The 25750-nt window shown below is 44.2% G+C and carries 21 protein-coding genes and 2 riboswitches; of the genes, 10 read left to right on the top strand and 11 right to left on the bottom strand.

What is annotated here, in order from left to right:
- Positions 1–143: 143 nt before the first annotated feature.
- Positions 144–1034: an alpha/beta fold hydrolase gene (locus DXK30_RS02340; RefSeq protein WP_114700292.1), complete on the top strand. Its 891-nt coding sequence runs from the start codon at positions 144–146 to the stop codon at positions 1032–1034.
- Positions 1035–1102: 68 nt separating this feature from the next.
- Positions 1103–1891 (top strand): CPBP family intramembrane glutamic endopeptidase, encoded by a 789-nt coding sequence (locus tag DXK30_RS02335; RefSeq protein WP_227670659.1) that lies wholly within the window; start codon positions 1103–1105, stop codon positions 1889–1891.
- An 84-nt stretch (positions 1892–1975) separates the two neighbouring features.
- Here DXK30_RS02335 and dusA read toward each other — a convergent pair whose 3' ends face one another.
- The 3 genes from dusA to DXK30_RS02320 all read right to left on the bottom strand — a co-directional run bounded on the left by dusA (position 1976) and on the right by DXK30_RS02320 (position 6226).
- A complete protein-coding gene (gene dusA / locus DXK30_RS02330) occupies positions 1976–2959 on the bottom strand; it encodes a tRNA dihydrouridine(20/20a) synthase DusA (protein ID WP_114700291.1) in 984 nt (327 codons plus the stop codon).
- Positions 2960–3090: 131 nt separating this feature from the next.
- Positions 3091–4395, bottom strand: coding sequence for an MFS transporter (locus tag DXK30_RS02325; RefSeq protein WP_114700290.1), 1305 nt, complete (start codon positions 4393–4395; stop codon positions 3091–3093).
- A 196-nt stretch (positions 4396–4591) separates the two neighbouring features.
- Positions 4592–6226, bottom strand: a complete 1635-nt coding sequence (locus tag DXK30_RS02320) for a phospholipase D family protein (RefSeq protein ID WP_114700289.1) — start codon at positions 6224–6226, stop codon at positions 4592–4594.
- A gap of 428 nt (positions 6227–6654) precedes the next feature.
- Here DXK30_RS02320 and DXK30_RS02315 point away from each other — a divergent pair, with 428 nt between their 5' ends.
- The 4 genes from DXK30_RS02315 to DXK30_RS02300 all read left to right on the top strand — a co-directional run bounded on the left by DXK30_RS02315 (position 6655) and on the right by DXK30_RS02300 (position 10572).
- Entirely contained in the window at positions 6655–7929 is a 1275-nt protein-coding gene (locus DXK30_RS02315) for an O-succinylhomoserine sulfhydrylase (protein WP_114700288.1), read from the top strand.
- 111 nt (positions 7930–8040) lie between these two features.
- The gene (locus DXK30_RS02310; RefSeq protein ID WP_045445429.1) at positions 8041–8370 is read left to right on the top strand and encodes a YbaB/EbfC family nucleoid-associated protein; all 330 of its coding nucleotides are present in this window, start codon (positions 8041–8043) and stop codon (positions 8368–8370) included.
- Positions 8371–8487: 117 nt separating this feature from the next.
- Complete coding sequence (gene recR / locus DXK30_RS02305; protein ID WP_114700287.1) at positions 8488–9081, top strand: recombination mediator RecR; 594 nt, start codon at positions 8488–8490, stop codon at positions 9079–9081.
- A 135-nt stretch (positions 9082–9216) separates the two neighbouring features.
- Entirely contained in the window at positions 9217–10572 is a 1356-nt protein-coding gene (locus DXK30_RS02300) for a ribonuclease D (protein WP_227670662.1), read from the top strand.
- Positions 10573–10667: 95 nt separating this feature from the next.
- Here the strand turns inward: DXK30_RS02300 and DXK30_RS02295 are convergent, their stop codons facing one another.
- From DXK30_RS02295 to gcvT, 5 genes are all read right to left on the bottom strand, one after another.
- Entirely contained in the window at positions 10668–11357 is a 690-nt protein-coding gene (locus DXK30_RS02295; RefSeq protein ID WP_114700286.1) for an esterase/lipase family protein, read from the bottom strand.
- A gap of 207 nt (positions 11358–11564) precedes the next feature.
- Positions 11565–14462, bottom strand: coding sequence for an aminomethyl-transferring glycine dehydrogenase (gcvP, locus tag DXK30_RS02290; RefSeq protein WP_114700285.1), 2898 nt, complete (start codon positions 14460–14462; stop codon positions 11565–11567).
- 64 nt (positions 14463–14526) lie between these two features.
- On the bottom strand, positions 14527–15285 hold the full coding sequence (locus DXK30_RS02285) for a nitroreductase family protein (RefSeq protein WP_114700284.1): 759 nt from the start codon (positions 15283–15285) through the stop codon (positions 14527–14529).
- Between the two features lie 352 nt (positions 15286–15637).
- Entirely contained in the window at positions 15638–16018 is a 381-nt protein-coding gene (gcvH, locus tag DXK30_RS02280) for a glycine cleavage system protein GcvH (protein ID WP_057760766.1), read from the bottom strand.
- Positions 16019–16135: 117 nt separating this feature from the next.
- Positions 16136–17317, bottom strand: a complete 1182-nt coding sequence (gene gcvT / locus DXK30_RS02275; protein WP_114700283.1) for a glycine cleavage system aminomethyltransferase GcvT — start codon at positions 17315–17317, stop codon at positions 16136–16138.
- Positions 17318–17485: 168 nt separating this feature from the next.
- Positions 17486–17634, bottom strand: a riboswitch (glycine riboswitch).
- 69 nt (positions 17635–17703) lie between these two features.
- Positions 17704–17843: riboswitch (glycine riboswitch) on the bottom strand.
- Between the two features lie 249 nt (positions 17844–18092).
- On the opposite strand from gcvT, the gene DXK30_RS02270 reads away from it, so the two are divergent.
- The 4 genes from DXK30_RS02270 to DXK30_RS02255 all read left to right on the top strand — a co-directional run bounded on the left by DXK30_RS02270 (position 18093) and on the right by DXK30_RS02255 (position 21811).
- Positions 18093–18413: a YcgL domain-containing protein gene (locus DXK30_RS02270; protein WP_102092317.1), complete on the top strand. Its 321-nt coding sequence runs from the start codon at positions 18093–18095 to the stop codon at positions 18411–18413.
- Positions 18414–18674: 261 nt separating this feature from the next.
- Positions 18675–19271, top strand: a complete 597-nt coding sequence (locus DXK30_RS02265) for a hypothetical protein (RefSeq protein ID WP_102092316.1) — start codon at positions 18675–18677, stop codon at positions 19269–19271.
- A gap of 299 nt (positions 19272–19570) precedes the next feature.
- Positions 19571–20434: an AAA family ATPase gene (locus tag DXK30_RS02260; RefSeq protein WP_101205695.1), complete on the top strand. Its 864-nt coding sequence runs from the start codon at positions 19571–19573 to the stop codon at positions 20432–20434.
- Positions 20435–20587: 153 nt separating this feature from the next.
- A complete protein-coding gene (locus DXK30_RS02255) occupies positions 20588–21811 on the top strand; it encodes a vWA domain-containing protein (RefSeq protein ID WP_101205694.1) in 1224 nt (407 codons plus the stop codon).
- 144 nt (positions 21812–21955) lie between these two features.
- Here DXK30_RS02255 and DXK30_RS02250 read toward each other — a convergent pair whose 3' ends face one another.
- The 3 genes from DXK30_RS02250 to DXK30_RS02240 all read right to left on the bottom strand — a co-directional run bounded on the left by DXK30_RS02250 (position 21956) and on the right by DXK30_RS02240 (position 25688).
- Positions 21956–22777, bottom strand: coding sequence for a phosphodiester glycosidase family protein (locus DXK30_RS02250; RefSeq protein ID WP_114700282.1), 822 nt, complete (start codon positions 22775–22777; stop codon positions 21956–21958).
- Between the two features lie 105 nt (positions 22778–22882).
- Entirely contained in the window at positions 22883–24697 is a 1815-nt protein-coding gene (locus tag DXK30_RS02245; RefSeq protein WP_114700281.1) for an FMN-binding glutamate synthase family protein, read from the bottom strand.
- 163 nt (positions 24698–24860) lie between these two features.
- The gene (locus DXK30_RS02240) at positions 24861–25688 is read right to left on the bottom strand and encodes an IclR family transcriptional regulator (protein ID WP_114700280.1); all 828 of its coding nucleotides are present in this window, start codon (positions 25686–25688) and stop codon (positions 24861–24863) included.
- Positions 25689–25750: the final 62 nt, after the last annotated feature.

Here is a 25750-nt window from a genome sequence, read left to right as displayed (position 1 = left end):
ACCATCAAATACAGGCGTCAAACTTTCTATATCAACATTGTTGGTTTTGATGGAGCTAGTTTTGATGCTGTTTTTTTAATAATGGTACAAGGTTCAATCATTAAAAATAATATATAACATAAACGATCCCACGAGATTCTGTCATGAGTGATGAAATAAATTTGCTGTCCTTTGCTGCATTACCTGTCTCTAAAATAACCAATAAACCTGTGCTGCATTTTGCTCATGCTAATGGAATGCCAAGCGCTGTATATGAGCCGTTTTTTGAAGGTTTATCAGAATTTTTTACGATTGAGTATATTGCGATGTTGGGTGATACGCCCGATTATCCAGTAGATGATCATTGGCGCAGTCTGACGCAGCAAATTATTGATAGTGTAAACAGTGCCTGTGAAAAGCATGGCGTTGCACAGGTAGTAGGAGTGGGGCATTCGCTTGGGGCCATGTGTACGTTGCAGGCCACGTATCGTCAGCCTGAACTGTTTGCACAAGCAGTACTTATGGATCCGCCTTGGATTTATGGCAAGGTCAGCTTGTTGTGGCATTTGGCAAAGACAGCAGACAGATTACCGTTTATGAATAACCGTCTGATGGACAAACTATCACCAGCTGGCGTGTCCAAACATCGCCGTGATGTGTGGGATAGCCGAGACGACGCGTATGAGAAAATGCGACATAAAGGCTTTTTTAAGAATTTTGATGAGCGTAGCTTTCAAGGATATATCGATCATGGCTTACATGAGCGTGCGGATGGCAAAGTGACATTGGCTATCCCTAAAGCCAGCGAAGTCGCTGTGTTCCGTACCAATCCATCTTGGTATTGGCTGGCACCGAATCGTGGCCCCAAAGTGCCTGTGACTTTAATCATTGGTCAAGACAGTGTCTTTTTGAAACGTCGCTTTCCGCAGCAGATAAAATCGCGCTTGGGCATTCCTTATGAGACTCACGAAGGAGGGCATATGTTCCCACTTGAGCATCCAGAGTCTGTCTCAACGCAGGTGCTAGGATTGATCAAGCAGCAATTGTCAAAATAAACGCAACATATCATCAGTCATGCTTGTAATAGATACGAGCGACCAGAGTATTCTTAAGTGATACCTTTATGCCAAAGAACCTAACTGTACCATCTAGTACGACTGCCTCACCTAAGTCTCTGCCACTATTTTCGCGCGTGGGTATATTCGTGCTAACAGTGGGAATGGTGCTTGCGTTTTTTATCAGTCAGTTGGTAGGTGTCTATATCGCTGGCAAGCTGGTATTACCTACTGATGAAAAGACATCGATAGGGCGGATATTCTATTTTGGTAGTAATGATGGAACGGTTGTGAGCCTGTCTATACTTATCGGCTGTATATTGCTAGTGGCAATTAGCGTGCTTGTCATTCGTTTAAAAGGTGGTAGTCTGCGTCAATATCTAGCGCTAAAGCCGTTCTCACTGTCGGCAGGTTTAGGCATGCTTGGGTTACTACTGATATTTATGATTGCCAGTCAGGCACTGACGTATGTACTCGATATGGCGCCGTTGGTGTTTGTTGATCCACTCTATCAGTCTGTCATTTCGGTTTGGCTATTGGTCTTTGCTATGGTGGTCGTCGCACCAATTTATGAAGAAGTTATCTTTCGCGGTATATTGTGGTCAGCTATCGCAGAACAGTTTACGGCATCATCATATTCAGCGAATCATGGGGCGATTGTCGCTAGCATTGTAACAAGTTTGATATTTGCTGTGATCCATGTGCAGTATGGTTTCTATGAGATTAGTACCATCGTAGTGTTGGCATTGATATTTTGCTATGCACGGATTAAGTCAGGCTCGCTATTACTACCAATCGTACTACACATTGTCAATAATGGTGCAGCGATGTGGCAGTATATTGCGCAAGCGGCGTAGATCAAGTACTGATCACAACGACGACGGTTGGCATGTAAATTCTATCGAGCCAGTTAGATATTTAAATTTAGCTACGCGTTAGGATTATGCATCAGGATTTAATAGTAGCACTTCATCGGCCGCTCGCTTAATATCATCAATCGTCAGCTGAGGCTTTCCGCTCAAGGCTTGGCGCCATTTACGCGCGCCCATCAGACCTTGGAAGAGTCCTAAATAATGTCGTGTCATCGTTGGCAACGCTTCGCCTTTTGCGAGTTGTTCTTCGAGATATGGATAAAGCTGTTCTAAAATTTCCGAGCGCTTAGGTATTGTCTCAGGAGTTGCCTCGTCCCATAAGCTATTGGCTTCTGCTAATAGATACGGGTTGTGATAAAAAGCCCGACCAATCATCACGCCATCGATATGCTGTAGGTGCGTTCGGATGTCCTCAATTGTATCGATGCCGCCATTGATTTCAATATCCAGCTCAGGAAAATCCTGCTTTAGACGGTACACATCATCGTAACGCAGCGGTGGTATCTCGCGGTTTTGCTTAGGACTGAGCCCCTGCAGCCATGCCGTACGTGCATGTACGATAAAGCGTGTACAACCTGCTGCTGCGACTGTCTGTACAAAGTCCACCATGAACTCATAACTATCAAAGTCATCGATGCCAATACGATGTTTGACCGTCACTGGAATATCGACTGCAGCTTGCATATGCTTGACCAAATCAGCAACGGTCTGAGGTTCTGCCATCAAACAGGCACCTATCTTATTGTGCTGTACGCGATCTGAAGGACAGCCAACATTGATATTGACTTCATCATAGCCATACTGCTGAGCAAATTCTGCGCACTGAGTCATCTCACCGATATCTGCACCGCCGAGCTGCAATACTAGAGGGTGCTCAAGTGTATCGAAGCGCAAGTGGCGTGCTCGATTGCCATGTATCAATGCACCAGTACTGATCATCTCGGTATATAGATAAGTATGCGGATTAAACAGTCGTGCAAAATAACGATAATCTGTCGTAGTCCAGTCGATCATTGGCGCAACTGAGAGGCGTTTGTTGGTCATATCAACCATGGTCATCAAGCCTTAATATTTGTGTCTTAAATAAATGGATAAGGTGCAATGGATGAGACAACCCATTGCACCTTATTTTCAAGAGTTTCCAGAGCTTCAAGCGTCATGCGAAACAGTGATTGACCAATTACTTATAAAATAACATGGTCAATTTTTTTAAATTCAGGCAAATTATAAAAATACAGCCCCATGATAATACCGATAAAGCCAATAAAGGCAATGTATAGTGCTGGTGAAAAGCTTACTAAAGTTGTGGCATAACCAAGACCAAAAGGTATCAGTACACCAACGATACCGTAGGTCACATTATAACAAAAAGAGATACCTGTGAGACGCACGTTGGTTGGAAACAATTGCACCAAGATAGCAGGAACCATACCGACAATACCAGCACAGAATCCCAAAAGCGCGTACATAATTAAAATGTAATCGCCACCTGCTTGTAGATGATAAAAGAAGGCTAGTATTTGAGCAATGAGGAGTATCGAACCAATTACTAGAACCTTACCAAAATTCTCATGATTAGAAATTATCCCATAGAATATACAGCCAAAAATCATAAATACGATGCCCAAGCTATGGGAGAATCCAAACAAATCGCTGTCTAACGTAAAGTTTATCTCTATCAAGTCTGGCAATAGTAGAACAACCACAGAGGTAATGCTAGAAATCACTAACGTCAGCACCATGCCGACAAACACAGAGTGTTTGCAGTGTTTAAAGAGTATGGTAAGCGGCTTGCCTGAGTTTTTGCCGGCATTTAATTTTGTAAGTGCCAGAAAAAAGGGTGTTTCTCCGATGAATCGCCAAAATAAGAGTGGTAAGAAACTAAGAGCCGCCGCTACTAAAAATGGTAAACGCCAACCATAATCAGTTAGCTCAGTCGTCGTCATAAAGCTAGATAACCACATAAAAAAGGCATTTGAAAACAGCACACCTACAAAGAAGCTAGCGGTCGCATAGCTACAGGCAACTGACAGATATTGTCTGGGCACATGCTCTGCTACAAATACCCAAGATAGCGGTACATAAAGACCAAACGCCATACCCTGTATGATTCTTAACAATATAAATAAGGCAGGCGCAGCAGCCCCCCATTGTGCATAAGTCGGCAAGCATGCCATCGCTAATAAGCTACAGGCAGTTACAAGAATACTCATTAGTAAAATAGGTTTTCGACCCTTGATATCACCATAACGCCCAAAGATAATACCACCAAATGGTCGAGCTAAATAACCGATGACAAAAAGCCCAAGCCCTTGCAGTTTAGCAACTTTAGGATCTGTGCCAGTAGGAAAAAATGCAGCTGATACAATGTCTGCAATGTATAAATAAATCAAGAAGTCGAAAAATATTATCGCACTGATAAAGCTAATGAACAGCACTACATTTTTGTCTTTAGTAGACATCAAGGCATATTGGGAACGAGATGGCATAATAAATCACATATCCACGGAGTAAAATGGTCATTAAGACAATCATTATTTTAATGATCGACCATGATAAAAACTGGCAAATCGATATATAAATGACGATTTGCCGAAATAATAAGTTGGTTTTTGAGTAATGGATGGTTTACAAGTTAGCTCAAACAGATTTACAAGACGCCAAAGCCTAACTAACTGCTATTTCTTATAATAGCCAGTCAATGGGCAACCAAGACATAATGGTTAACCAAACATGGTCAGCCATGTCCACTCGTGGCTCTGAGTCATAAATGACTTTTTCGCCGTCTTTCATGGTATGCCATTGTAAGTTACCATTTTCTAGTAGTTTGACTTCATACGCTTGATTTAACAAATCATCGCTCAAAGCGCCATGCAGCTGCCTTGCTAGCTCATCATCATTAATAATCACACCCATTTCGGTATTGATATTGGCAGAGCGTGGGTCAACGTTGTATGAACCGATAAAGACTTGATAGTCATCTACTGCAAACGTTTTTGCATGCAAGCTAGTCGAAGATTGGCTACGCGCCCGCCATAGTTTGTTATCACGTTTTTCTTCAGCAGCGGTTGATTTAAGCTCATATATTTTTACACCTGAACGAAGCAGGCGAGGTCGCCACTGGCTATAACCAGAATGAACAGCAGTCACATCAGTCGCATCGAATGAGTTGGTTAATATTTTGATATCGACACCAGCTTCAGCTAACTTAACCAATGTCTCGACGCCATCTTTGGTCGGTACAAAATAAGAAGAAATAATCGTTAATTTCTTGGTTGGGCTGCCAAGCAAGTTACGCAACTGATGAACTAAGTTGGTATCAGCAGGAACCGTTTTGCTTAGTTTGCCGACATCATCACTCAAGAATTGCATGTCTGTCCAACGAAAAGGCACACGTTTATTGAGTAAATCGCTATCGATCGTAGAGTCTTTGATGGCAGCTTTATAGACTGTCAAGCTGCTGCCTTCGTTGTTTTCTTCATCTAGACCAAGTTTATCTAATGCCTTTGTAAAATCAGGCGTAACGTCATTATCAAATTTCGCTAAGGTCTCGATATCAAATGATAAAGGCGATGACCAATAGTCATAAAAACTATTATCAATATCTGCGACGACTTTACCAATAAGCAAGACATCCAAATCTGCAAATTGGCTACTTTGGTCATTACTAAGATATTCGTTACCGATATTACGCCCACCGATGACGGTAATCTGTTTATCAAAAGTCATGCTCTTATTGTGCATACGGCGATTGATACGTGGTAGCCCAGTTACATAGTTCAATGTCGGGACTTTACGATGCATTAAAGGATTGATAATACGCACCGCAATATTGGGATGACTGGCAAAGCGTAATAAATGCTGATCAAACTTTGCACTGTTATTAAAATCATCTAACAGCAAGCGCACAATAACACCGCGCTCCGCAGCGTCCCACAAGTCTTTTAATAAAAGCTGACCAGCTTGATCATTGTGCCAAATATAGTATTGGGCGTCGATATTGCGCGTCGCCATACCCGTCAATATACTACGCGCCGCGAAAGCATTTGCCCCAGTCACGATTGGATGGTAGCCAGACAAATCAGGGTGAATGTCATTCTGTGCACTAATAGCAGATACTAGATCAATATTATCAGTTTGAATGTTTTTAGCCTGTGGATCTTGCTCTTTTGAATATAAGGCATCTACTCGTGCTGATAGTGCTTGGCTCTCAGGTAAGTGTGGTTGCTTTGGCAAACTCTGGCAAGCACTAAGACCTAAGGTGAGACCAAGTGTTAGACTCAACGATAAGCTGCTCGGTTCTATATTGAACATCGACATAACGAATTTACCTTCATGAACCTAAATGTACTAATAAAGAATTACTTTGAATGTTTACAGTGTTTTTAAATTTTTTAGTCGACAGTTGCCGGATGGTATTAGCCAAAAATTGAATCGACGCTAAGCTTAGCAGCTGTTGTGATGTCTGCCTATTATAAATACGTTATTTTTGTTAGATTTGACTCACGAAATCATTGTTTTTTAACTAGTGTTTAAATATATCTGTGGCAGATTTTAAGCATTAGAATTGATATATCTTTAGTATTCAAAAATAGTATTTAGTCGCCATTTGAAACCAGCTGTGCGGAATAAGTCGACATGATATGATAACGCTGATGAATACGGTCGATAATCAGAAGAATAAGCAGTCATTTTATTTCAATTAAAAGACCAACCAATAAAATACCAACCAAAGTAACGGAACGTTTATGAGTCAGTCGCAAAACCATGATGAGAGCAGTTTGAACAAGTTAGACCCAAACTGGCGCAACGATGCCTTAGATTTAGGGCTTGATTATGGCATGCAGACCATCGCAGTGCGGGCAGGTCAACACCGTACAGACGAAGGCGAGCATTCAGAACCTATTTTTACCACCAGCTCTTATGTTTATCGTTCAGCCGCTGATGCCGCTGCTCATTTTGACGGTACAAAAACAGGCAACGTCTACTCTCGTCATACCAATCCAAGCGTACGTACTTTTGAGCGTCGCTTAGCCGCACTAGAAAACGGTGAACGTGCGGTTGCAACGGCCTCTGGTATGGGCGCTATTTTGACCATGTGCTTGGCATACCTAAAAGCGGGCGACCACTTGCTAGCGGCTAACCAGTTATTTGGCTCATCTATCGGTCTATTTAATAACTATATGGCCAAGTTTGGTGTTGAAGTCAGCTACGTGGATTGCTTCGATAATGAGGCATGGGGCAATGCGGTTCAACCAAATACCAAGGTGATCTATTGCGAAAGCCCAAGTAATCCATTGGCGCAGATTTGCGATATTGGTTATCTGAGTCAGCTATGTAAAGCCAATGACATATTACTCGTCGTTGATAACTGCTTCGCAACGCCAGCATTGCAGCGCCCGTTAGATTTGGGTGCGGATGTGGTTATTCACTCTGCGACCAAATATTTGGATGGTCAGGGTCGCGTATTAGGCGGTGCATTAGTCGGTAGTGATAAACTGATGCAAGAAGCGTTTACCGTAGTGCGCTCAGGCGGTATTAGCATGAGTCCTTTCAATGCTTGGGTATTTACCAAGGGGCTCGAAACGCTAAAATTACGTATGCAAGCGCATTGCCAAAATGCCAATCAAGTGGCAGAATTTTTGGTCAATCATCCTAATGTCAGTACCGTACATTTCTCAGGCTTGAGTGACCATCCTGCGCACGAGCTTGCTACACGTCAGCATCATATGAAAGATGGCTACGGTGCTATCATGGGCTTCGAAGTCAAGGCATCTGATAGCCGTGATACAAAAGAAGCGGCATGGCATGTGATTGATTCAACACAAATGGTCTCTATCACCAATAACTTGGGCGATGCCAAAACCACGATTACTCATCCTGCAACCACCACGCATTTCCGTCTAACTGCTGAGGCTCGTGCCGAAGCTGGCGTTAAAGATGGTCTGATTCGTCTATCGGTAGGTCTGGAAGATGTAGAAGATATTATCAAAGACTTGGCACGTGGTTTAGACAGTTTGTAAAGATAACGGTATAATCTGCACTAGCGCATTGCATTAACTTTACGTTGTTAATTATTCATTACTATACGCACTAGCATAAAATACAAACCATAAATAACAAAAGAGGCAACTATGAACATTCAAGCATTGATGCAACAAGCACAAACGATGCAAAAGAAAGTAGAAGCAAACGTTGAAAACGCTAAAAAAGAGCTTGCTAACAAAGAAGTGCAAGCAGAAGCGGGCAGTGGCTTAGTTAAAGTAACAATGACTGGTCGTCATGTGGTTAAGCGTTTGACTATTGATCCAAGTCTGTTAGAAGATGAGCCAGATATGATCGAAGATCTTATCGCTGCGGCTATCAATGATGCGGTTCGTCAAGCAGATGCACTTTACGAAGAAACAATGGCTGGCGCGACTTCAGGCATGGGTCTGCCACCAGGTATGCAAGGCATGTTTTAAGTATTAAATACTTCATACTGAAGACAAAAATGGGGTTGTTATCGACACGATACGACCCCATTTTTATAGCTACGATTTATAAATTCAGTTAGATAAAGTCAATTAAAGGAAGCTACTTTGCTTACAGCCAAATTTGATCAGCTGGTCAAGCAGCTGCGTATATTGCCAGGCGTCGGTCAAAAAAGTGCCCAACGAATGGCGCTACATCTACTTAGTAAAAAACGCCCACAAGGCATGGCACTCGCCCAAGCACTAGATGAAGCCATGCGTGATATTGTTGAATGTCAGCGTTGCCATAGCTTTAGTGATGAGGCTGTATGTCCGCTATGCCAAGATGTTAGACGTGATGACAGTCTGCTATGCGTGGTCGAGACAGCAGCAGATGTGATGGCGATTGAACAGACAGCTGGTTACCGTGGTCGTTATTTTGTGTTGGGCGGGCATCTATCGCCTATTGATGGTGTCAGCGCCGATGACCTAAATATTGATCAGCTCGTATGGCGAGTGAAGCAAGAATCTGTCGAAGAGCTGATACTGGCAACGGGTACGACAGTTGAGGGGCAGACTACTGCGCACTTTATCAGTGAAGCTGTCAGTCGTCATGTCAATAAAGTGACGCGCTTAGCCCAAGGCGTACCGATGGGCGGCGAGCTTGAGTATCTGGATAGTATGACGCTTGGTCAAGCCATGCAAAATCGTTCTTTTTTATAACGTTTTGATTACTTCAAAGTCTTACCCAATTCATTTCGTGAAATTGTTATAATTACTTTATTATTGTTTATCTTTTAATTTTATTAAGGCGCGGTTTAGCGTTTTATTTTCTCCTATTAATGCAGGTATCTGCCCGTGTCCAACAACGTTTCAAACGCCTTATCTCAATCAAATGCTGCTGATATCAATGATAGCTCATTACAGGAAGCCGCTAATACTGAGCCAATGTCAGCAGCCACGTCATCTGAGTCAGCTGCTAATAATCCAGATGTTGAAGTACCTGATATTGAGGTGCTAGATATTGATGCACTGTTGGATATTGCCGATGACGTTGCTATTACTTGGGTACGTAAGCAAGGCGATTTAGATGAAGTTATTGATGCCTTAGCAACTTGTGGACGCGTGGCCTTAGACACTGAGTTTATCAAGCGCGATACTTATTATCCGCGCTTGGCACTTGTACAATTAAATACTGGCAATCATGTTTATTTGCTGGATGCACCGCAGTTACAACTGGCTGATCTTTGGGAAGCGCTACGCAAAGTAGATGTGGCTATCTGGCATGCTTGCGGCGAAGATTTGGGCATTTTTTATCTGTTGTCTGGCTGCCCACCGTTGACCAATATATTTGATACGCAAATAGCGTTGTCTTATCTAACGGGTCAATTGCAAATGGGGTATCAGCAGGCACTGGCCGATCAGCTAGATATGCATATTGATAAAGAACACAGCCAGTCTGATTGGCTCCAGCGTCCGTTGACAGATGAGCAAGAGCAATATGCCATCGATGATGTGCGTTATTTGCCAGCGCTATATCTCAGTATCGAACATGCGCTTAAGGCGCAAGGTTTATATGATTATGTTTGGGCTGACTGTCAGCTTTATGCCAGTGATTTATATGACTCGCAGCACGTCGAAGATGAAGCGATGTATCTAACGATAGCAGATTACCGCTATAACTCACAGCAAATGGCGATACTCAAAGGTGTGGCTACGTGGCGAGAAGAGTTGGCACGCGCGACCAATCAACCGCGTACCTTTGTGATAAAAAAACAAGCAGTACGAGAGATAGTCACTGAAAAGCCAAACAGCATGCGCGAGCTGGCACATAAAACAACCATGCACCGTAGTATGCTACGACTATATGGCGAAGAGCTGCTGAAAGTAATCAGAGATGCCAAGAGTCTACCGCCTACAGAGCATCCAGACTGTCTAGTGCCACCATATCGCTCAAAAAATAAAGTACTCTCAAAAGGAGTGCAGCAAGCGATTGATGAGCATGCGCGCGAAATCGGTATACCTGCCAGTGTATTGATGCGTAAAAAATGGCTAGGACAATTATATGAAGTGGTTGCTCTTGATAAAGATGTGAGCGAACTGCCACAAGGGCTAAAAGGTTGGCGTAACGATTGGGTTGTTAAAACCTTAATTCCAGTCATCAAAAAGCATAAAACCGAACTGCAGCAAGGCATGGGTATTCGTGTTCAATAAAACAGCGTTCGATAATGCGCCGTTTAATAAGGAAGCGTTCGATAAGGCGACGTTCGACAAGACTGTAAACTGATACTCAAGTGCTCATATAATTTCTAGCGTTTAAATTGCCCATGCTCTAAAAAGTATCGAGTCTGCTCGGCGACCTCTGGGTTCACTAGCATGCCAGTATGTGAGACTGGCATGATGATATGATCAGCTGCAGACTCTATTTTCGTCTCTTCTATATATACTGTCCCGTCATGTGCAAGTTGCTCGTTAAGGGGTGGCTTGTCAGATTTGCGCAGTTTGCGATTGTGATATTGCAAAAACAGCTGACCTAGACCATAAGGTCGGTTGCCAGCGATGACGCCTAGCGTCACATGTTTGGGCAATGGTGCGACTGTACCGTCCAGTGCGTCGACATACGAGCGACCTACGACAACAGGAGTCAGTCGCCAGATATAATCTGCACAAACACTTCCTATATGCGGTGTCCCTAGAGTCACGCAACGTCCAATTTTCCATTTTGGATACTGAGCGACAAAATCACGAATGATTAAGCCACCTAAACTATGCCCGACCAAATCTATAGGATGATCTGGGTGATGGTTTGTTTCTAGCCAGCTATTTAGGCGGGCGCTATTGGTTTTGATACCATCACGCATACTACGGTAGCCATACTGATGGGTATCAAATCCTGCTGCTTGCAGGCGCTTGGCTAATGGCCGCATGATCCATGGGGTTTGGTGTAGCCCATGAATTAGAATAACGCGAGTTTTTTGTTTAGGCGCTTTAGGTTGCATAGCAGTGTCCAAATGATTGCTTCAGAAATTTAAGATAAATAGCTTATTATCAATATAAGCTTTTACTGCATTGAGTTCTTATCGTTTATTTTATTGATAATATTACCTGCTAACGTAGTAGATAAAAAGTTAGCAAAATAAAAACCTCCAAGTCAGCAGCTGACTTGGAGGTTTTTTACTACAGAGAATAACTATCGAAAATAATAATTACATATAGTTTTCGATACTTGGGCAAGAGCACATTAGGTTCTTATCACCATAAGCATCATCGACACGCGCGACACTTGGCCAGAACTTGTTTGCACGGATGTACGGCAGTGGGAATGCAGCAGTCTCACGGCTGTATGGATGCGTCCACTCTTCGCTAGTAATCATAGCAGCCGTATGCGGTGCATTGACCAATGGGTTATCTTCTAGCGTCCAGTTATCTTCACCAGCTTTGGCTTTCATGGCTTCAGCTTTGATAGATTTTAGCGCACTGATAAAGCGATCCAACTCTTCTTTTGACTCAGACTCAGTTGGCTCAATCATAAGCGTGCCAGCGACTGGGAAGCTCATCGTTGGCGAATGGAAACCATAATCCATCAAGCGCTTAGCGATATCGCTTTCCGTGATGCCAGTCTCTTCTTTTAACGGACGAATATCGATGATACATTCGTGAGCTACACGGCCGTTTTTGCCTGTATACAAGACAGGGTAGTGACCTTTTAATTCGGCTGCCACATAGTTGGCGTTAAGTAATGCCAACTCCGTTGCTTTTAATAGACCATCACGGCCCATCATAGCAATATACATCCATGAGATAGGCAGAATGCTCGCTGAACCGTAAGGTGCTGCTGATACGGCTGAGCAGTCTTTTTGTGCATTGTGTACAGGGCTTAACGTATGGTTGGCCATAAACGTTGCCAAATGCGCTTTCATACCGATAGGACCCATGCCTGGACCACCGCCGCCATGCGGGATACAGAAGGTTTTGTGCAGGTTCATGTGCAATACATCAGCACCAACGTCTGCAGGCTGCATCATGCCTACCTGAGCATTCATGTTCGCGCCGTCCATATAGACCTGACCACCATGCTTGTGAGTCAAATCACAGATATGACGGATGCCTTCTTCGAACACACCATGCGTCGATGGATAAGTGATCATTAGCGCACCTAGGCGATCGCTATATTCTTCACATTTGGCAGTTAGATCATCGATATCAACATTACCATTTTCATCAGTTTTGACCACGATCACTTGCATACCCATCATCATAGCGGTAGCAGGGTTGGTACCGTGCGCTGACATCGGAATCAAGCAAACATCACGATTGGTTTCACCCAATGACTCATGATAACGGCGAATCGCTAACAGACCAGCATATTCACCAGAGGCACCAGAGTTTGGCTGCATAGAGACATCATCAAAACCAGTAATGGCTTTTAATTGATCTTGCAAGCTATCGATCATCGCGATATAGCCAGTAACTTGATCACGCGGTGCAAAAGGATGCACGTTGGCAAACTCAGGCCAAGTAATCGGTAGCATCTCACTGGTGGCGTTTAGCTTCATGGTACAGCTACCCAGTGAAATCATGCTGCGGTTCATCGCTAGATCTTTATCTTCAAGCGACTTTAGGTAGCGTAGCATTTCATGCTCGGTGTGATGCGAGTTAAATACTGGATGAGTCAAGATGTCATCAGTACGCAGGTGTGCGCTATCTAGAGAGACGCGAGCTGTTTCAGGTAGATCGTGTGACTTATTGACGAACAATTGAGTCAAGGTGTTGAAGTCTTGCTGATCGCTGGTTTCACTAAAGGCAACGCTCAATTTGGTGTCGCTTAGACGCCATAAGTTATAGCCAACGTTGTCTGCATTTTTGAAAATTTGAGTAGCAAGCTTCTCGGAACCACAATCAACCACGACTGTATCGAAGAATTGATCATGTACCACACTCAAGCTGCTGTCGTTAGATTCTGTGATAGCGTCGGCAAACGCAGTGGCAAATGCATGAATACGAGTAGCAATACGCTTCACGCCGCCTGGACCATGATATACTGCGTACATACCAGCGAGGTTGGCCAGCAATACTTGTGAGGTACAGATGTTTGAGTTGGCTTTTTCGCGGCGGATATGCTGCTCACGCGTTTGCAGAGCCATACGTAGAGCTGTGTTGCCTTGTGCGTCTTTTGATACGCCAATGATACGACCAGGCGCTGAACGCTTGGCTTTATCAGAGAACGCAAAGTAAGCGGCATGTGGACCACCGAAGCCCATTGGAATACCAAAACGCTGCGTACTACCTAGCGCTACGTCGGCACCCATATCGGCTGGTGATTTTAATAACACCAAGCTCATGATGTCACTGACGACACTGACGTAAGTCTTGTTTTCTTTTACGGCCGCGATGACGTCTGTTAAGTCTTTAACGTCACCTTCAGCACCGACATACTGGAACAGCGCACCGAAATAGTCGCCAGATTTAGCGGTTTCAAAATCACCAACGACCACTTCCCAACCGAAGTATTTCGCACGAGTATTGATAACATCTAGTGTTTGTGGATAGGCGCGCTCATCGACGAAATACTGCGTTGATTTGCTTTTGCTCACACGCTTTGACATCGCCATCGCTTCTGCCGCTGCTGTTGCTTCATCAAGCAATGATGCACCAGCTAACTCAAGACCAGTCAAATCGATACATACTTGTTGGAAGTTCAGCAATGCTTCTAGACGACCTTGAGCGATTTCCGCTTGGTAAGGCGTATAAGCGGTATACCAGCCTGGATTTTCAAGAACGTTGCGCTGAATGACAGCTGGCATACGAACAGGAGAGTAGCCTTGACCGATATAGCTTTTGTTAACAGTGATGTCGTCTGCCATCGTGCGCAGTTTGGCAAGTGCAGCGTGCTCACTCATCGCCACTGGCAAATCCAACTCTTTGTGCAAACGTACTGGCTCAGGCACGGTGTCATTGATAAAGCTTTGCATATCTTTATAACCAACAGCGCTGAGTAGGTCAGCTTGCTTGGTCTCATTTGAACCTAAGTGGCGATAGACAAATTCAGCTTCGTTGAACAATCCTTGAAAGGTATCAAACGATGGGTTTTGAGAGATAGTCATGACAATCCTTGGTTAAGGGAGTAATAAACAAAATAGCAATTAAGGGAATAATGTGAGCGGTACGTTATACGTAATGCACAAACTGTTTTTGATCAAAACGGAACTGGGTGTTGTAAACGCCATTGTCAGCACGTTCACCTGCGCCAATCATCATAATGATATGCTGATCGTCGCCCAGACCTAGTAATTGCTTCATAGCAGGCTCATCGAAGCCGCCCATAGCACAGCTATCAAACCCGTGAGCACGTAATGCTAGCATGAGGTTTTCGGCGGCAAGTGCGGTGTTATTGGTTGCCCAGTTTTTGGTATCTTCAAACGTATAGTAAGGCGATTTGATCGGGCCCTTTACGCGTCTGACCACTTGCGTAGCACCCCATTTCGCAGCCGAAACTACGTTGGCTGGGCCGCGCAAAAAGTCCATCGTGACGACTTTGTTGTAGTAGTCTTTCACTTTTTTAGGTACTGGTTGATCAGGGTATTCGCGCAATACTTGCTTAGCGTGATCGTGCCAAACATCAGTACGAGCAACGATAGCAATTAAACGGGCCGATGTTTTTGCTGCGTTTTGATTCATGCAGTTTCTGACGGCGCGTTTGCGATTGTCAGCATCATCGATAACATAAAATTCCCACGGCTGTAGGTTGCTAGAGTTTGGCGCTAGCATGGCCAAACGCAGACAGTCTGCCAATACGTCGTCAGGGATAGGTGTGTCAGTAAAACGACGCACGGAACGGCGTGATTCTACGATATCGCGGAAGGCTTGTAGCTGCGGCGTATGATTTGGTGTGGCAATGCGGTCTTTATTATCGGTGTTGGCATTCATATTAGGATCCATGCTGAGAATTGGGTTATCAGTTTGCGTCGTTATTGATAGCACGTATTCATTGGGATTCGAATAGGTGATCAATACGAGTCAATGAGATAACGCTTGGTAGCAATAACATCGGACGATAATGATTGTTGGAGATCTACATATAAAGCTGCTTTCAAATAACAAGCATGGTCAATGAGCCAATACTTTTCATTAGAAAGGTTTTTAAATCGTTTAAATAGAGAGTATAGATACCAGCTGCTGCCAGTATCTATGATGTTTAGTCGGGGCTAGTGCTTTGTATAAGCTAACGTCTTACAAATACTAATGTCTTGTGAGAGCATGCTTAGCTTACGTGCTTAGCTTATAAGTCGCTTTCGTATTCGTCAGCAGTCATTAGTGCTTCGTAATCAGCGATATTGTCAGGCTTCATTCTGAAGAACCAACCTTCGCCGTATGGGTCAGAGTTGATGATTTCAGGATCATCTTCTAGTGCTTCGTTGATAGCGATGACTTCACCTGAAATAGGCGCATAAACGTCAGAAGCCGCTTTTACTGATTCAACAACTGAGATTTCATCATCAACAGCGATGATATCGCCCACATCTGGTAGCTCAACGAATACCACATCACCCAATAGATCTTGAGCATGGTCAGTGATACCAACAGTGATCGTACCGTCGTCTTCTAGGCGTAGCCACTCGTGACTCGCAATATATTTTAGCTCTGCTGGGATGTTGCTCATGGTCTCTCTCCTAAGTGATAGAGGTTAATTAACAAAAATAATGGAGGCTAGGCGTGTCGTCATTTTTATACTCGTGTGCAAAATGACAACGCGCTCTAATGATAGAATTTATAAGACCTAAGAGTCAAACTGTTGCTTGCCGTTACGGACAAAAGGTACCTTCAATACGCGTACATCGACGAACTTACCTTTGCCGCGTAGATCGACTTGTACGCTGTCATCTTCTGATAAGCTGGCAGGCACACGGGCAATCGCGATTGAATTTTTCAGGCTAGGGGAGAATGTGCCACTGGTGATAATGCCAGTTTGCTCGTTATCAGTGCCTTGATTGATAGTCACTGTCATGCTTTCACGCAATACGCCGCGCGTGGTCAATAGCAAGCCCACTTGCTTCATAGCGGTGTTGTCTTCTTTTGACTGCTTACGTTTACTGACCAATGCTTCACGGCCGACAAAGGCACGATCGTCTTTTAGTGCAAGCGTCCAGCCCATGTTGCACTCGTAAGGACTGATGGTTTCGTCCATGTCATGACCATAAAGGTTCATGCCCGCTTCCATACGCAAGGTATCACGTGCGCCAAGACCGGCAGGTTTGATGCCATTTGTTTTTAATTGCTCAAAGAAAGCAGGGGCGTCATCGGCATGCATAATGACTTCGACGCCATCTTCACCAGTATAGCCAGTACGAGCCACAAACCAATCAGTGCCTTCGATATCGGTCAAGTCAGCACCAACGAAAGGTTTTAGTCCTGCTAAGGTATCTGCCCAACTTGGTTTGGCTTGAGCCAGTTTTGCAATAGCATTTGGACCTTGCACGGCGAGCATCGCAAGCTCAGGACGCTCGGTAATCTCAATATTGAAACCTTCGGCGACTTTATTAAACTGCGCTAAGTCCTTGTCACGAGTGGCTGCGTTAGAGACGATACGGTACTCAGTTTCCTCTGCATTCATCAGGTAGACGATCAAATCATCGATGACGCCGCCTTGCTCGTTGAGCATGCCAGAGTACAGCGCTTTACCAGCGGTAGTGAGTTTGTTGACATCGTTTGCGAGCAGCTTTTGTAGCCAAGCTTTAGTATCAGCGCCTTTGATATCAGTCACAACCATATGTGAGACATCAAACATACCGGCATCTGTACGTACCGCTTCGTGCTCTTCGATTTGTGAACCGTAATGAATGGGCAATTCCCAACCAGAAAAATCGACCAGTTTGCCTTCACTGTCAACGTGAGACTGGTAAAAAGGGGTACGCTGAGGGGCTTGGGTGCTGCTAGAGTCTGGAGAATGGGTATCAGTCATAACAAATCCTTATGTGTACATCAGTCAAGCTCAGCAGAGCCGGGCGTGATGCGCAACGTAAAAGTAGCGAGAAGCAATATCGCAAGGTGCAAATATTACATCAAAGGGTGACACAGAAAGCAAAGATGAAGACGTAAGCCAAACAGACGCTATACGTCGGTTTGAGCTAAAGCCCTATCTGTCCTGTGACCTGAGATTTTCAACACGAACCATCATTTTTGGGCAGTTATATGAGCCCTATCATCGATGATAGCGTATTTTCTCCCCTTCGGTGGGTAAGACGTCGTCCGTTCTTACCACTCTCCAGATTTGTTATGCCTTATGTTTGATAAAAAAGTAGTGCGCTATTAGCGTCATACTACTAAATACTATCAAACAACAGTGACATGCGTTTTTCAGTCCTTTTACCTGAGCGATTGGCAGGGTGGATGCGCCTTCGGTGGTTATCTAGCAATTGCGATAGTTGTATAACCAATAGGGTTCAATACAAAATCTATGCTGATAAACTCTCTCCTGAAAAACGCTTTTATTATGAAAGGTTCAAAGCGCTTTTACAAGTCATCAAAGCCATTAAAATAAATAAATTTGGCAAAAATAATGTTTTGATAGGGCAGTCTGTTAAATAGGTTATGTTTTACAACGATATTTTTATCGCTCATATCAGCGTTTTATCTGTGTGTTTTGACAAAAATTACGATAGCAAAACGCAAAGCGACTACTGGTATTTGCCTGAAATATGCTAACCTACGCCCATAGTTTCTGATAGGTGGTTTTTATGCATTGCGATATTTATAAATTTCCCAAACATGACGACATGTATATCTACATTGCGCGTCCTGATTATCCTGACGATACTGATGAAATCAAAGACTGGCTTGGCGTATTACCAAAGGATTTCCGTGCAGGTTTAGGTCGTAGTAAGTTCGTCATGCATTTGGATTTGGCGACTAAGGATAAGCTCGCTCGTGTCGACAAAGAAGAAGTACTGGCAAAACTGCAGTCTCAAGGCTACTTTGTGCAGTTGCCGCCGCAAGACGTGATGCGTCGCCAAGCAGAACTGCGTGCTCGTGAATCGCAGGACAGCATCTATAATTAATGGATTTGTCAGCAAGTAATTGTGGTAGGACATATCAATACGCTACCTTAAAAATAGCGTCGATAAAAACCTACGACACACTTGCTCACATGCATTTGAGTAGAGAGTCGTGATAAACTGACACCCTACGCAATGCAGATATAAGCCTACATAATGCATAAACTCATTATGTAGTTGGCCTCATTCTGGTTCTACAGAACGCACATATACCGCTAGACACAGATTGTGTCACCGGCGATAAACGCAGGTAAATAAACACGCATGGACTGGTTAAAAAATATCTTACATAGCTTACCGCTAGAGTCTATCAGTGACATTCTCGGTGAGATTGCCATTTGGTGGGGCCAAATGGTAAAGGATGTCCCGCCCGCTGATTTGCCGATGTATGCTTATCTGGGCGGTGCTGTTTTGGTACTAGTGCTATGGATACTCGTTGCTCGTGTACTGCCAAAACCATTGGGCGGTATGAGCTGGATGGTTCTGTTTGCAGTATTACTAGCACCAGGTACTGCACTTGGCGATCCGAGCGAGCTTGCACCAGCCAGTATCAGCGTCGTCTATGCTGTGATGATGAAAGATTACGCAGGCGCGGTTGCCAACATGTTGCCAATATTAGTTATACTGGTCGCAGGGTTGTTTGTTGGTTTTGTATGGCAGTTGATACGCAGCGCATTTGCATCAAGCTTGGACAAAGCCCGTAGCCGCAGCGCAGAAGATACACAGGCCACATTGCAAATGACCACAGGCAGCTATTTGCCAGAAGGCGCTACCGTAACCGACCAGCCTGACACTAATGTAAGCTTAAAAAAAGACAGTACATTGGCTAAGAAAACGGATAGCGATACATCTGACAAGTAATAAAAATAAGCTAGGCGTTGAGACAAAATTACTGTCTTAAAAGTTATTTGATACCTGAATAAAAAGACACCGCTGCGTGTCTTTTTTTGTGCTCGACTGTTTATTAGGCATATAAATAATTGCTCACTATACATTGCACATAACAATTGTTAATAAATGCGAACGCATGAGTATTTTGGCAATGCATCAGGCTGTGCTAATCTAATTTATTCTTTACTAACTTATCCTTTATTAGTCATTCATGTTTTAGACCTATCTATTTATAACAACTTATCTATAACAACAATCGAGATCTGATTATGACCACAGCTGACAATACTAAGAAAAACTTTACTGGTACCAGTAGTTATATTGCTACCGACGATTTGCAACTGGCCGTAAATGCCGCTATGACCTTACAAAAGCCATTGCTGATCAAAGGCGAGCCTGGCACAGGTAAGACATTGCTTGCCGAAGAAGTTGCTGAAAGTTTGGGCATGCCATTGATTACTTGGCACGTCAAATCGACGACTAAGGCTGAGCAAGGACTGTACGAGTATGATGCAGTATCGCGCCTGCGCGATTCGCAATTAGGTGATGATAAGGTCTATGACATTGCCAACTATATCAAGCCGGGCAAGCTGTGGGACGCTTTTACCAGTACAGAGCGTAGCGTACTGCTGATTGATGAGATCGATAAAGCCGATATCGAGTTCCCAAATGACTTGCTACATGAGCTTGATAAGATGTCTTTTTATGTTTATGAGACGGGCGAAACTATTACAGCGGCGCAGCGTCCAGTGGTTATTATTACTTCAAACAATGAAAAAGAGCTACCAGATGCGTTTCTGCGTCGTTGTTTCTTCCATTATATCGACTTCCCAGAAGAAGAAACCATGCGCCAAATCATCGAAGTGCATTTTCCAGACATTCAGGAAAAGCTGGTCAATGATGCATTGGATATATTCTATAAGCTGCGTGGTATTCAAGGTCTTAAAAAGCCGCCATCAACGTCTGAGTTGGTCGATTGGTTAACTTTGTTACTTGCTGATGATATGGCTCAGGACGAGCTAGAAGAAAATCTGCGCGGCGAGAAATCTATCCCGCCTCTATACGGTGCGTTGCTCAAAAACGAGGCAGATGTGAGTTTATTACAGCGTTTTGCCAATATGATGCGTCGTTAATGTTTGCCGCTTGCGTTGATTTTAACGTCTTATGTCCGATATCGGATGTCTGATGTGAAAGTCAATGCAAACGCTCAATCTGTAACTGTACCAATTAATGATATCAGCAATATCATCAGATAATAATATCAGCCAATAAGTGATACGACTCTTATGTTTATCAAACTATTCTATACCTTGCGTACTTATGGCGTGCCAGTCAGTACGCGCGAGCTGCTCGATCTCAATGCCGCGTTGGACAAAGGGCTGATGATGCAGTCGCATCCTGAAGATCCAGCACTGACTACTTTTGCCAGCCGCGAAGATATGTATCGGCTGATTCGGCTATGCATGGTCAAAGACGAGCGCCATTTTGATAAGTTCGATCGAGCCATGGCGGATTATTTTGAAGGTGTCGATAGTCTCGATATGGATGAGCTATTAGCCAAGCTAACGGACGTGCCCAAAGAATGGCTGGATCTAAAGCTCGACCCAAAGAATCTGACTGAAGAGCAAAGACGATTACTGAAAAAGTACGGCTCGCTTGAAGAGCTGATGAAGGCGCTAGAGGAACGATTAAAAGAGCAAAAAGAACGTCATCAAGGTGGTAGTAAATGGGTAGGGACGGGCGGCACTTCGCCATTTGGTGCCTATGGCGATCATCCAGAAGGCGTGCGTGTCGGCGGTGAGTCTCGCAAACGCAGTGCGGCAAAAGTCTGGGAGCAGCGTAAATATCGCAATCTCGATGACGATAATCAGCTCGGTACTCGCCAAATTCAAATGGCGCTACGCAATCTGCGTCAGTTTGCGCGGACAGGTAGTGCTGATGAGCTCGATATTCATGAGACGATTAAACGCACGGCAAAAAAGGGTGTGCTCGATATACATATGCAGGCGGAGCGCCGTAACCGTGTCAAAGTGCTGATGTTGTTTGATGTGGGTGGCAGTATGGATATCCATGTCGAAGCGCTCGAAAAACTATTTTCTGCGGCAAAAAATGAATTTAAAACCTTAGAGTTCTTTTATTTTCATAACTGCTTGTATGACTATGTGTGGAAGGACAACAATCGTCGCCATAGTGCACCGATGCCAACGTTTGAGCTGCTCAATAAATATGGCCGTGAGTATCGCGTTATCTTCGTCGGTGATGCATCGATGTCGCCTTATGAGCTCATGACAGTAGGCGGCAGCGTAGAGTATATGAATAATGAAGCGGGCATCGTATGGCTGAAGCGAGTACTTGAGCATTTCGATAAAGTAACTTGGCTCAATCCTGAAAACCCATCGTATTGGCAATATACGCAGACCATCGTTGAGATCAAAAAGCTGTTTGAAAATAAAATGTATCCGATGACGCTACATGGTGTTGAAGAAATGACTCAATATATGGCACGATAATACTATTTAAAAACTTACTTTAAAACTCATGTTAAGGATATAAAAAAACCACTCAAGGAGACGCTATCATATTAAGTGGTTTTTTATTTGAGTGAGCAAAAAATGCAACGAGAAACACGAAAAATAGTCTCTAGGGAAAGACTGTTACTGATTTTGCTTTTCAATTAAGCCAATCATCACACCCATCTCTTTTTTATCTTGTTTATCGATACTGGGCGCATATAATGCTGAGGCAATACCACCATCAAAAAATAGTGCATTTGGACAACCTAGATCATCCTTGAATAGTTCTGCAAACTGATAGAAGGTAACAGGCTTATTGCTATTAATGAATTGTATACTGCCGTCACGGCAAACGCCTGCACCATTACGCAGTTTGATGGAGCTGCTATCAGGATTGAACTGAGAATGTATTTCGTCATTAATGACCAACATAGGGCCTGATTGCGTCGCATACCAAGGCTGCACATCACCATTATGTATCTGTTCATTCAGCACATTACTTTCGGTGATTTGCACGTTGCCAGCTTTGTCCCACCACATAACCCCATTAGGTAGTAGATGAAAATTACCGCCACCTTCTCTTACATTTAGCGATTTCACTTCTTTGCCTTCGATAACGGTATAACCAATCGGCGCATAGTGTGCATTGTACATGCCTGCATTCATTGCAAAGTTAAGTGTCTTGTCTCTTGGTAATGTGGCCAATAACGCATCAAAGGTTAGCAGAGGCTCGTTGTTATCAGAGGATTGCCAAAACAGTTGTAATGAATAACGCTCGCTCGCTAACGCGGTAGCATCGACACGGCAAACACTGTAAGCAAAAGGCGTGTCTTCAGTGTGGCATGACCAGCTAGTCGTATCATCATCGCCAGTAGCCGCTCCCACATCTGTCTGCTGGCAAGCGCTCAGACTCAGCGCAAGCACTATCGTTGATAGGGAAAAGTTAAAAATAGAACTTGGCATCAATCACACGTCTTTTAATGTACAAATTATTTAAGTTTGGTTGCTATCTACTGCTTAATTATACTTACATCCCTACTTTTCAAGTACAACGATTTAGGCGCTGATTCAGTCGCTAGTAGGTGGGAAGTCGCGGATTGTGTTATTCACATTACCAATTAATCGCCCACCATCGGTAAGGTTGGTCAAATGCTCAGAATTATATCCAGCGCTGTGTTCTGTTGGCGCGCCAGTTTCTTTGCCCTTATCACGCGAGTCTTTGTTGTAAGCAATGAGTGCGTCATTATTGGCTAAAAAGCTATCAGGGTTTGCCATGACCCACATCTGGTTAAATACATCGGCACGAGCGCTATGATCGAGCAGTGCGCCTTTATCAGCAAAGTAGAAGAATTTGGATAACAGCTTAATCTGCCCATCGTCTAAGCGGCGTGCGATATGATACGGCTGTAATTGGCTAGGATGCTGTAAACCGACCGCACCTACGATACTGGCAAGCGATTTTAGCGTGTTTTTGTGGAAACTTGCAACACGCTCAGCCTTACTAGGGACGTCGAGCGCCTTTTGACGATAAGGGTCTTGAGTTGCCACACCTGTCGGGCAAGTGTTGGTATGACAAGAGCGCGACTGAATACAGCCGACTGCAAACATAAAGCCACGTGCCGAGTTACACCAATCTGCACCTAGCGCAATCATGCGAGCGATATCAAAGCCTGATACGATTTTTCCACTAACACCAAGCTTAATTTTGTCACGAATACCTGCACCGACCAAGGTATTGTGTACCAGCAAAAACCCTTCGACCATTGGCATGCCGACATTGTCCATAAACTCGACGGGCGCTGCACCTGTGCCGCCTTCAGCACCATCGATAACGATAAAATCAGGATAGTTATCCTTCTCTATCATCGCTTTAACAATCGCCATAAACTGCCATGGCTGACCAATACATAGCTTAAAGCCAACTGGCTTACCGCCTGATAAATCACGTAGCTGTTGCCAAAAGGCGACCAGCTCGCGCGGGGTGCTAAATGCGCTATGCGAAGAGGGCGAAATGCAGTCTTGACCCGTAGGCACTTGGCGCGTGTCGGCAATCTCTTGCGTGATCTTGCTAGAGGGTAGGACGCCACCTTTACCAGGCTTGGCACCTTGTGAAAGCTTAATTTCAATCATCTTAACTTGCGGATCGACGGCTTTTTCAGCAAAAGACTGTGGATCAAAGTTACCATCATTATCGCGGCAACCAAAATAACCCGTACCCAACTCCCAAATCAAATCACCACCGAACTTGCGATGATAAGGGCTGATAGCACCTTCGCCCGTGTCATGAGTAAAGCCGCCGAGTTTTGCGCCTTGATTGAGTGCCATGATAGCGTTGGCTGACAGACTGCCAAAGCTCATCGCGGAGATATTGAATACCGACATATCGTGTGGCTGCTGACAACGCTCACCGCCTACCATAATACGAAAATCTTTGTTCTCTAGTGGTGCACTGATGGTAGATTGCAAAAACCACTCTTTACCATGAGTATATAGATTGTCCAACGTACCAAAGGCATTGGTGTCACTGACGTTCTTAGCACGTTGATAGACTAGTGCGCGCTGCTGACGTGAAAACGGCACTTGTTCTTTATCGTCCTCAAGTAGGTACTGACGAATCTCAGGGCGAAAATCCTCTAATACATAGCGAATATGTCCAGCGACAGGGTAGTTGCTCAGTATCGCATGCTTAGACTGAATCAAGTCATAGATACCAAGTGCCACAGCCAAACCACCGATCACAATCAGCCACCAACTTACCAGTAATAAGCCCGCCAATAGAATTAAAATCGCCGCGCCAAACGTACTATAGCGAAGTAATAATCCGATAAAATACGGCGAGCTGGTTTTGGGTTCAGGGTTCAGATTGGTACGAGATTCAGGCATAGCGAGGCTCAATAGTAATGATTGATATAGATAAGATGCTTACATTTGTCGCGTACATCATACACGCATGACGTCATTACGTCGGTATCAATGGGTAACAGTTTCATAGATGGTGTCTTAATTGATCTAGCCTAAATCTTGATTGTATTAGTTTTAATATGCTTTATGTACCACCACCAATCCGATCCGCCAACGCCTGCAATTTCGGCACTATCATCGCCGCATAGTCGTCCGCTTTCCAGTTGGCACTTGGCACACTGGCATTAAGCGAATACGCGTATTGTCCTGTTGCGACATCATATACACCAACCGCGACTGCCAATATGTCGGTAGAAAACTCCCCATCAGACACGGTATAGCCGTATTTTTCATAATGCTCTGCCGCGCTGGCTAGGGCGGTTTGCGCATGGTTATAATCCTCAGTAGATAAATTTTCTAGTAGATTACTAATGATGACAGCCTGTCTTGCTTGTGTGCTTACTGCATAAAAAGCCCGTCCAATCGCAGTACGTGCCACGGGCACCGCTGAGCCAAACTGTAAGTTGACCGATAGGCGAGCAGGACTACGGCAGCAGGCGTGATAGCGCATTTCTCCTTCGACTTCGGTTGCCAAATTCACCGATACTTCGTTTTCACTAGCGAACTGACGTAATAGTGGTTCAGCTGCTGCCACCATATCGTGACGACTCCATGCGGTCGCACTTAGACGTACAGCGCTACTGCCCAATTGATACTGACCATAATCATTCGTTCGTAAAAAACCGATCATGGTCAAAGTATGGATAAGACGGGTAATGGTTGCTTTCGGTAGTTCGGTCATCTGACATAGCTGTTGATGGGTGAGCCGCTCATGGTGCTCAAAAGCCGCCAGTATGATTAGTCCCCGTCCCAATGCCGTCACAAACTGTCGGTCATGCTCTTCCTTGTTTTGACTCATTGTTGCATGCATGCGTTCGAGTAGCGGAGTAGCTTTTGATAAGGGTTTCGTCATTTTATACTCATATTTTTTTGATAAAGGTTTACAGCGTGGCTAAAGTTTGGTTAAATGGTTTT

The organism is Psychrobacter proteolyticus (genome assembly GCF_003350005.1).
Taxonomy (GTDB): domain Bacteria; phylum Pseudomonadota; class Gammaproteobacteria; order Pseudomonadales; family Moraxellaceae; genus Psychrobacter; species Psychrobacter proteolyticus.
This window is presented reverse-complemented; position numbering and strand designations above follow the sequence as displayed.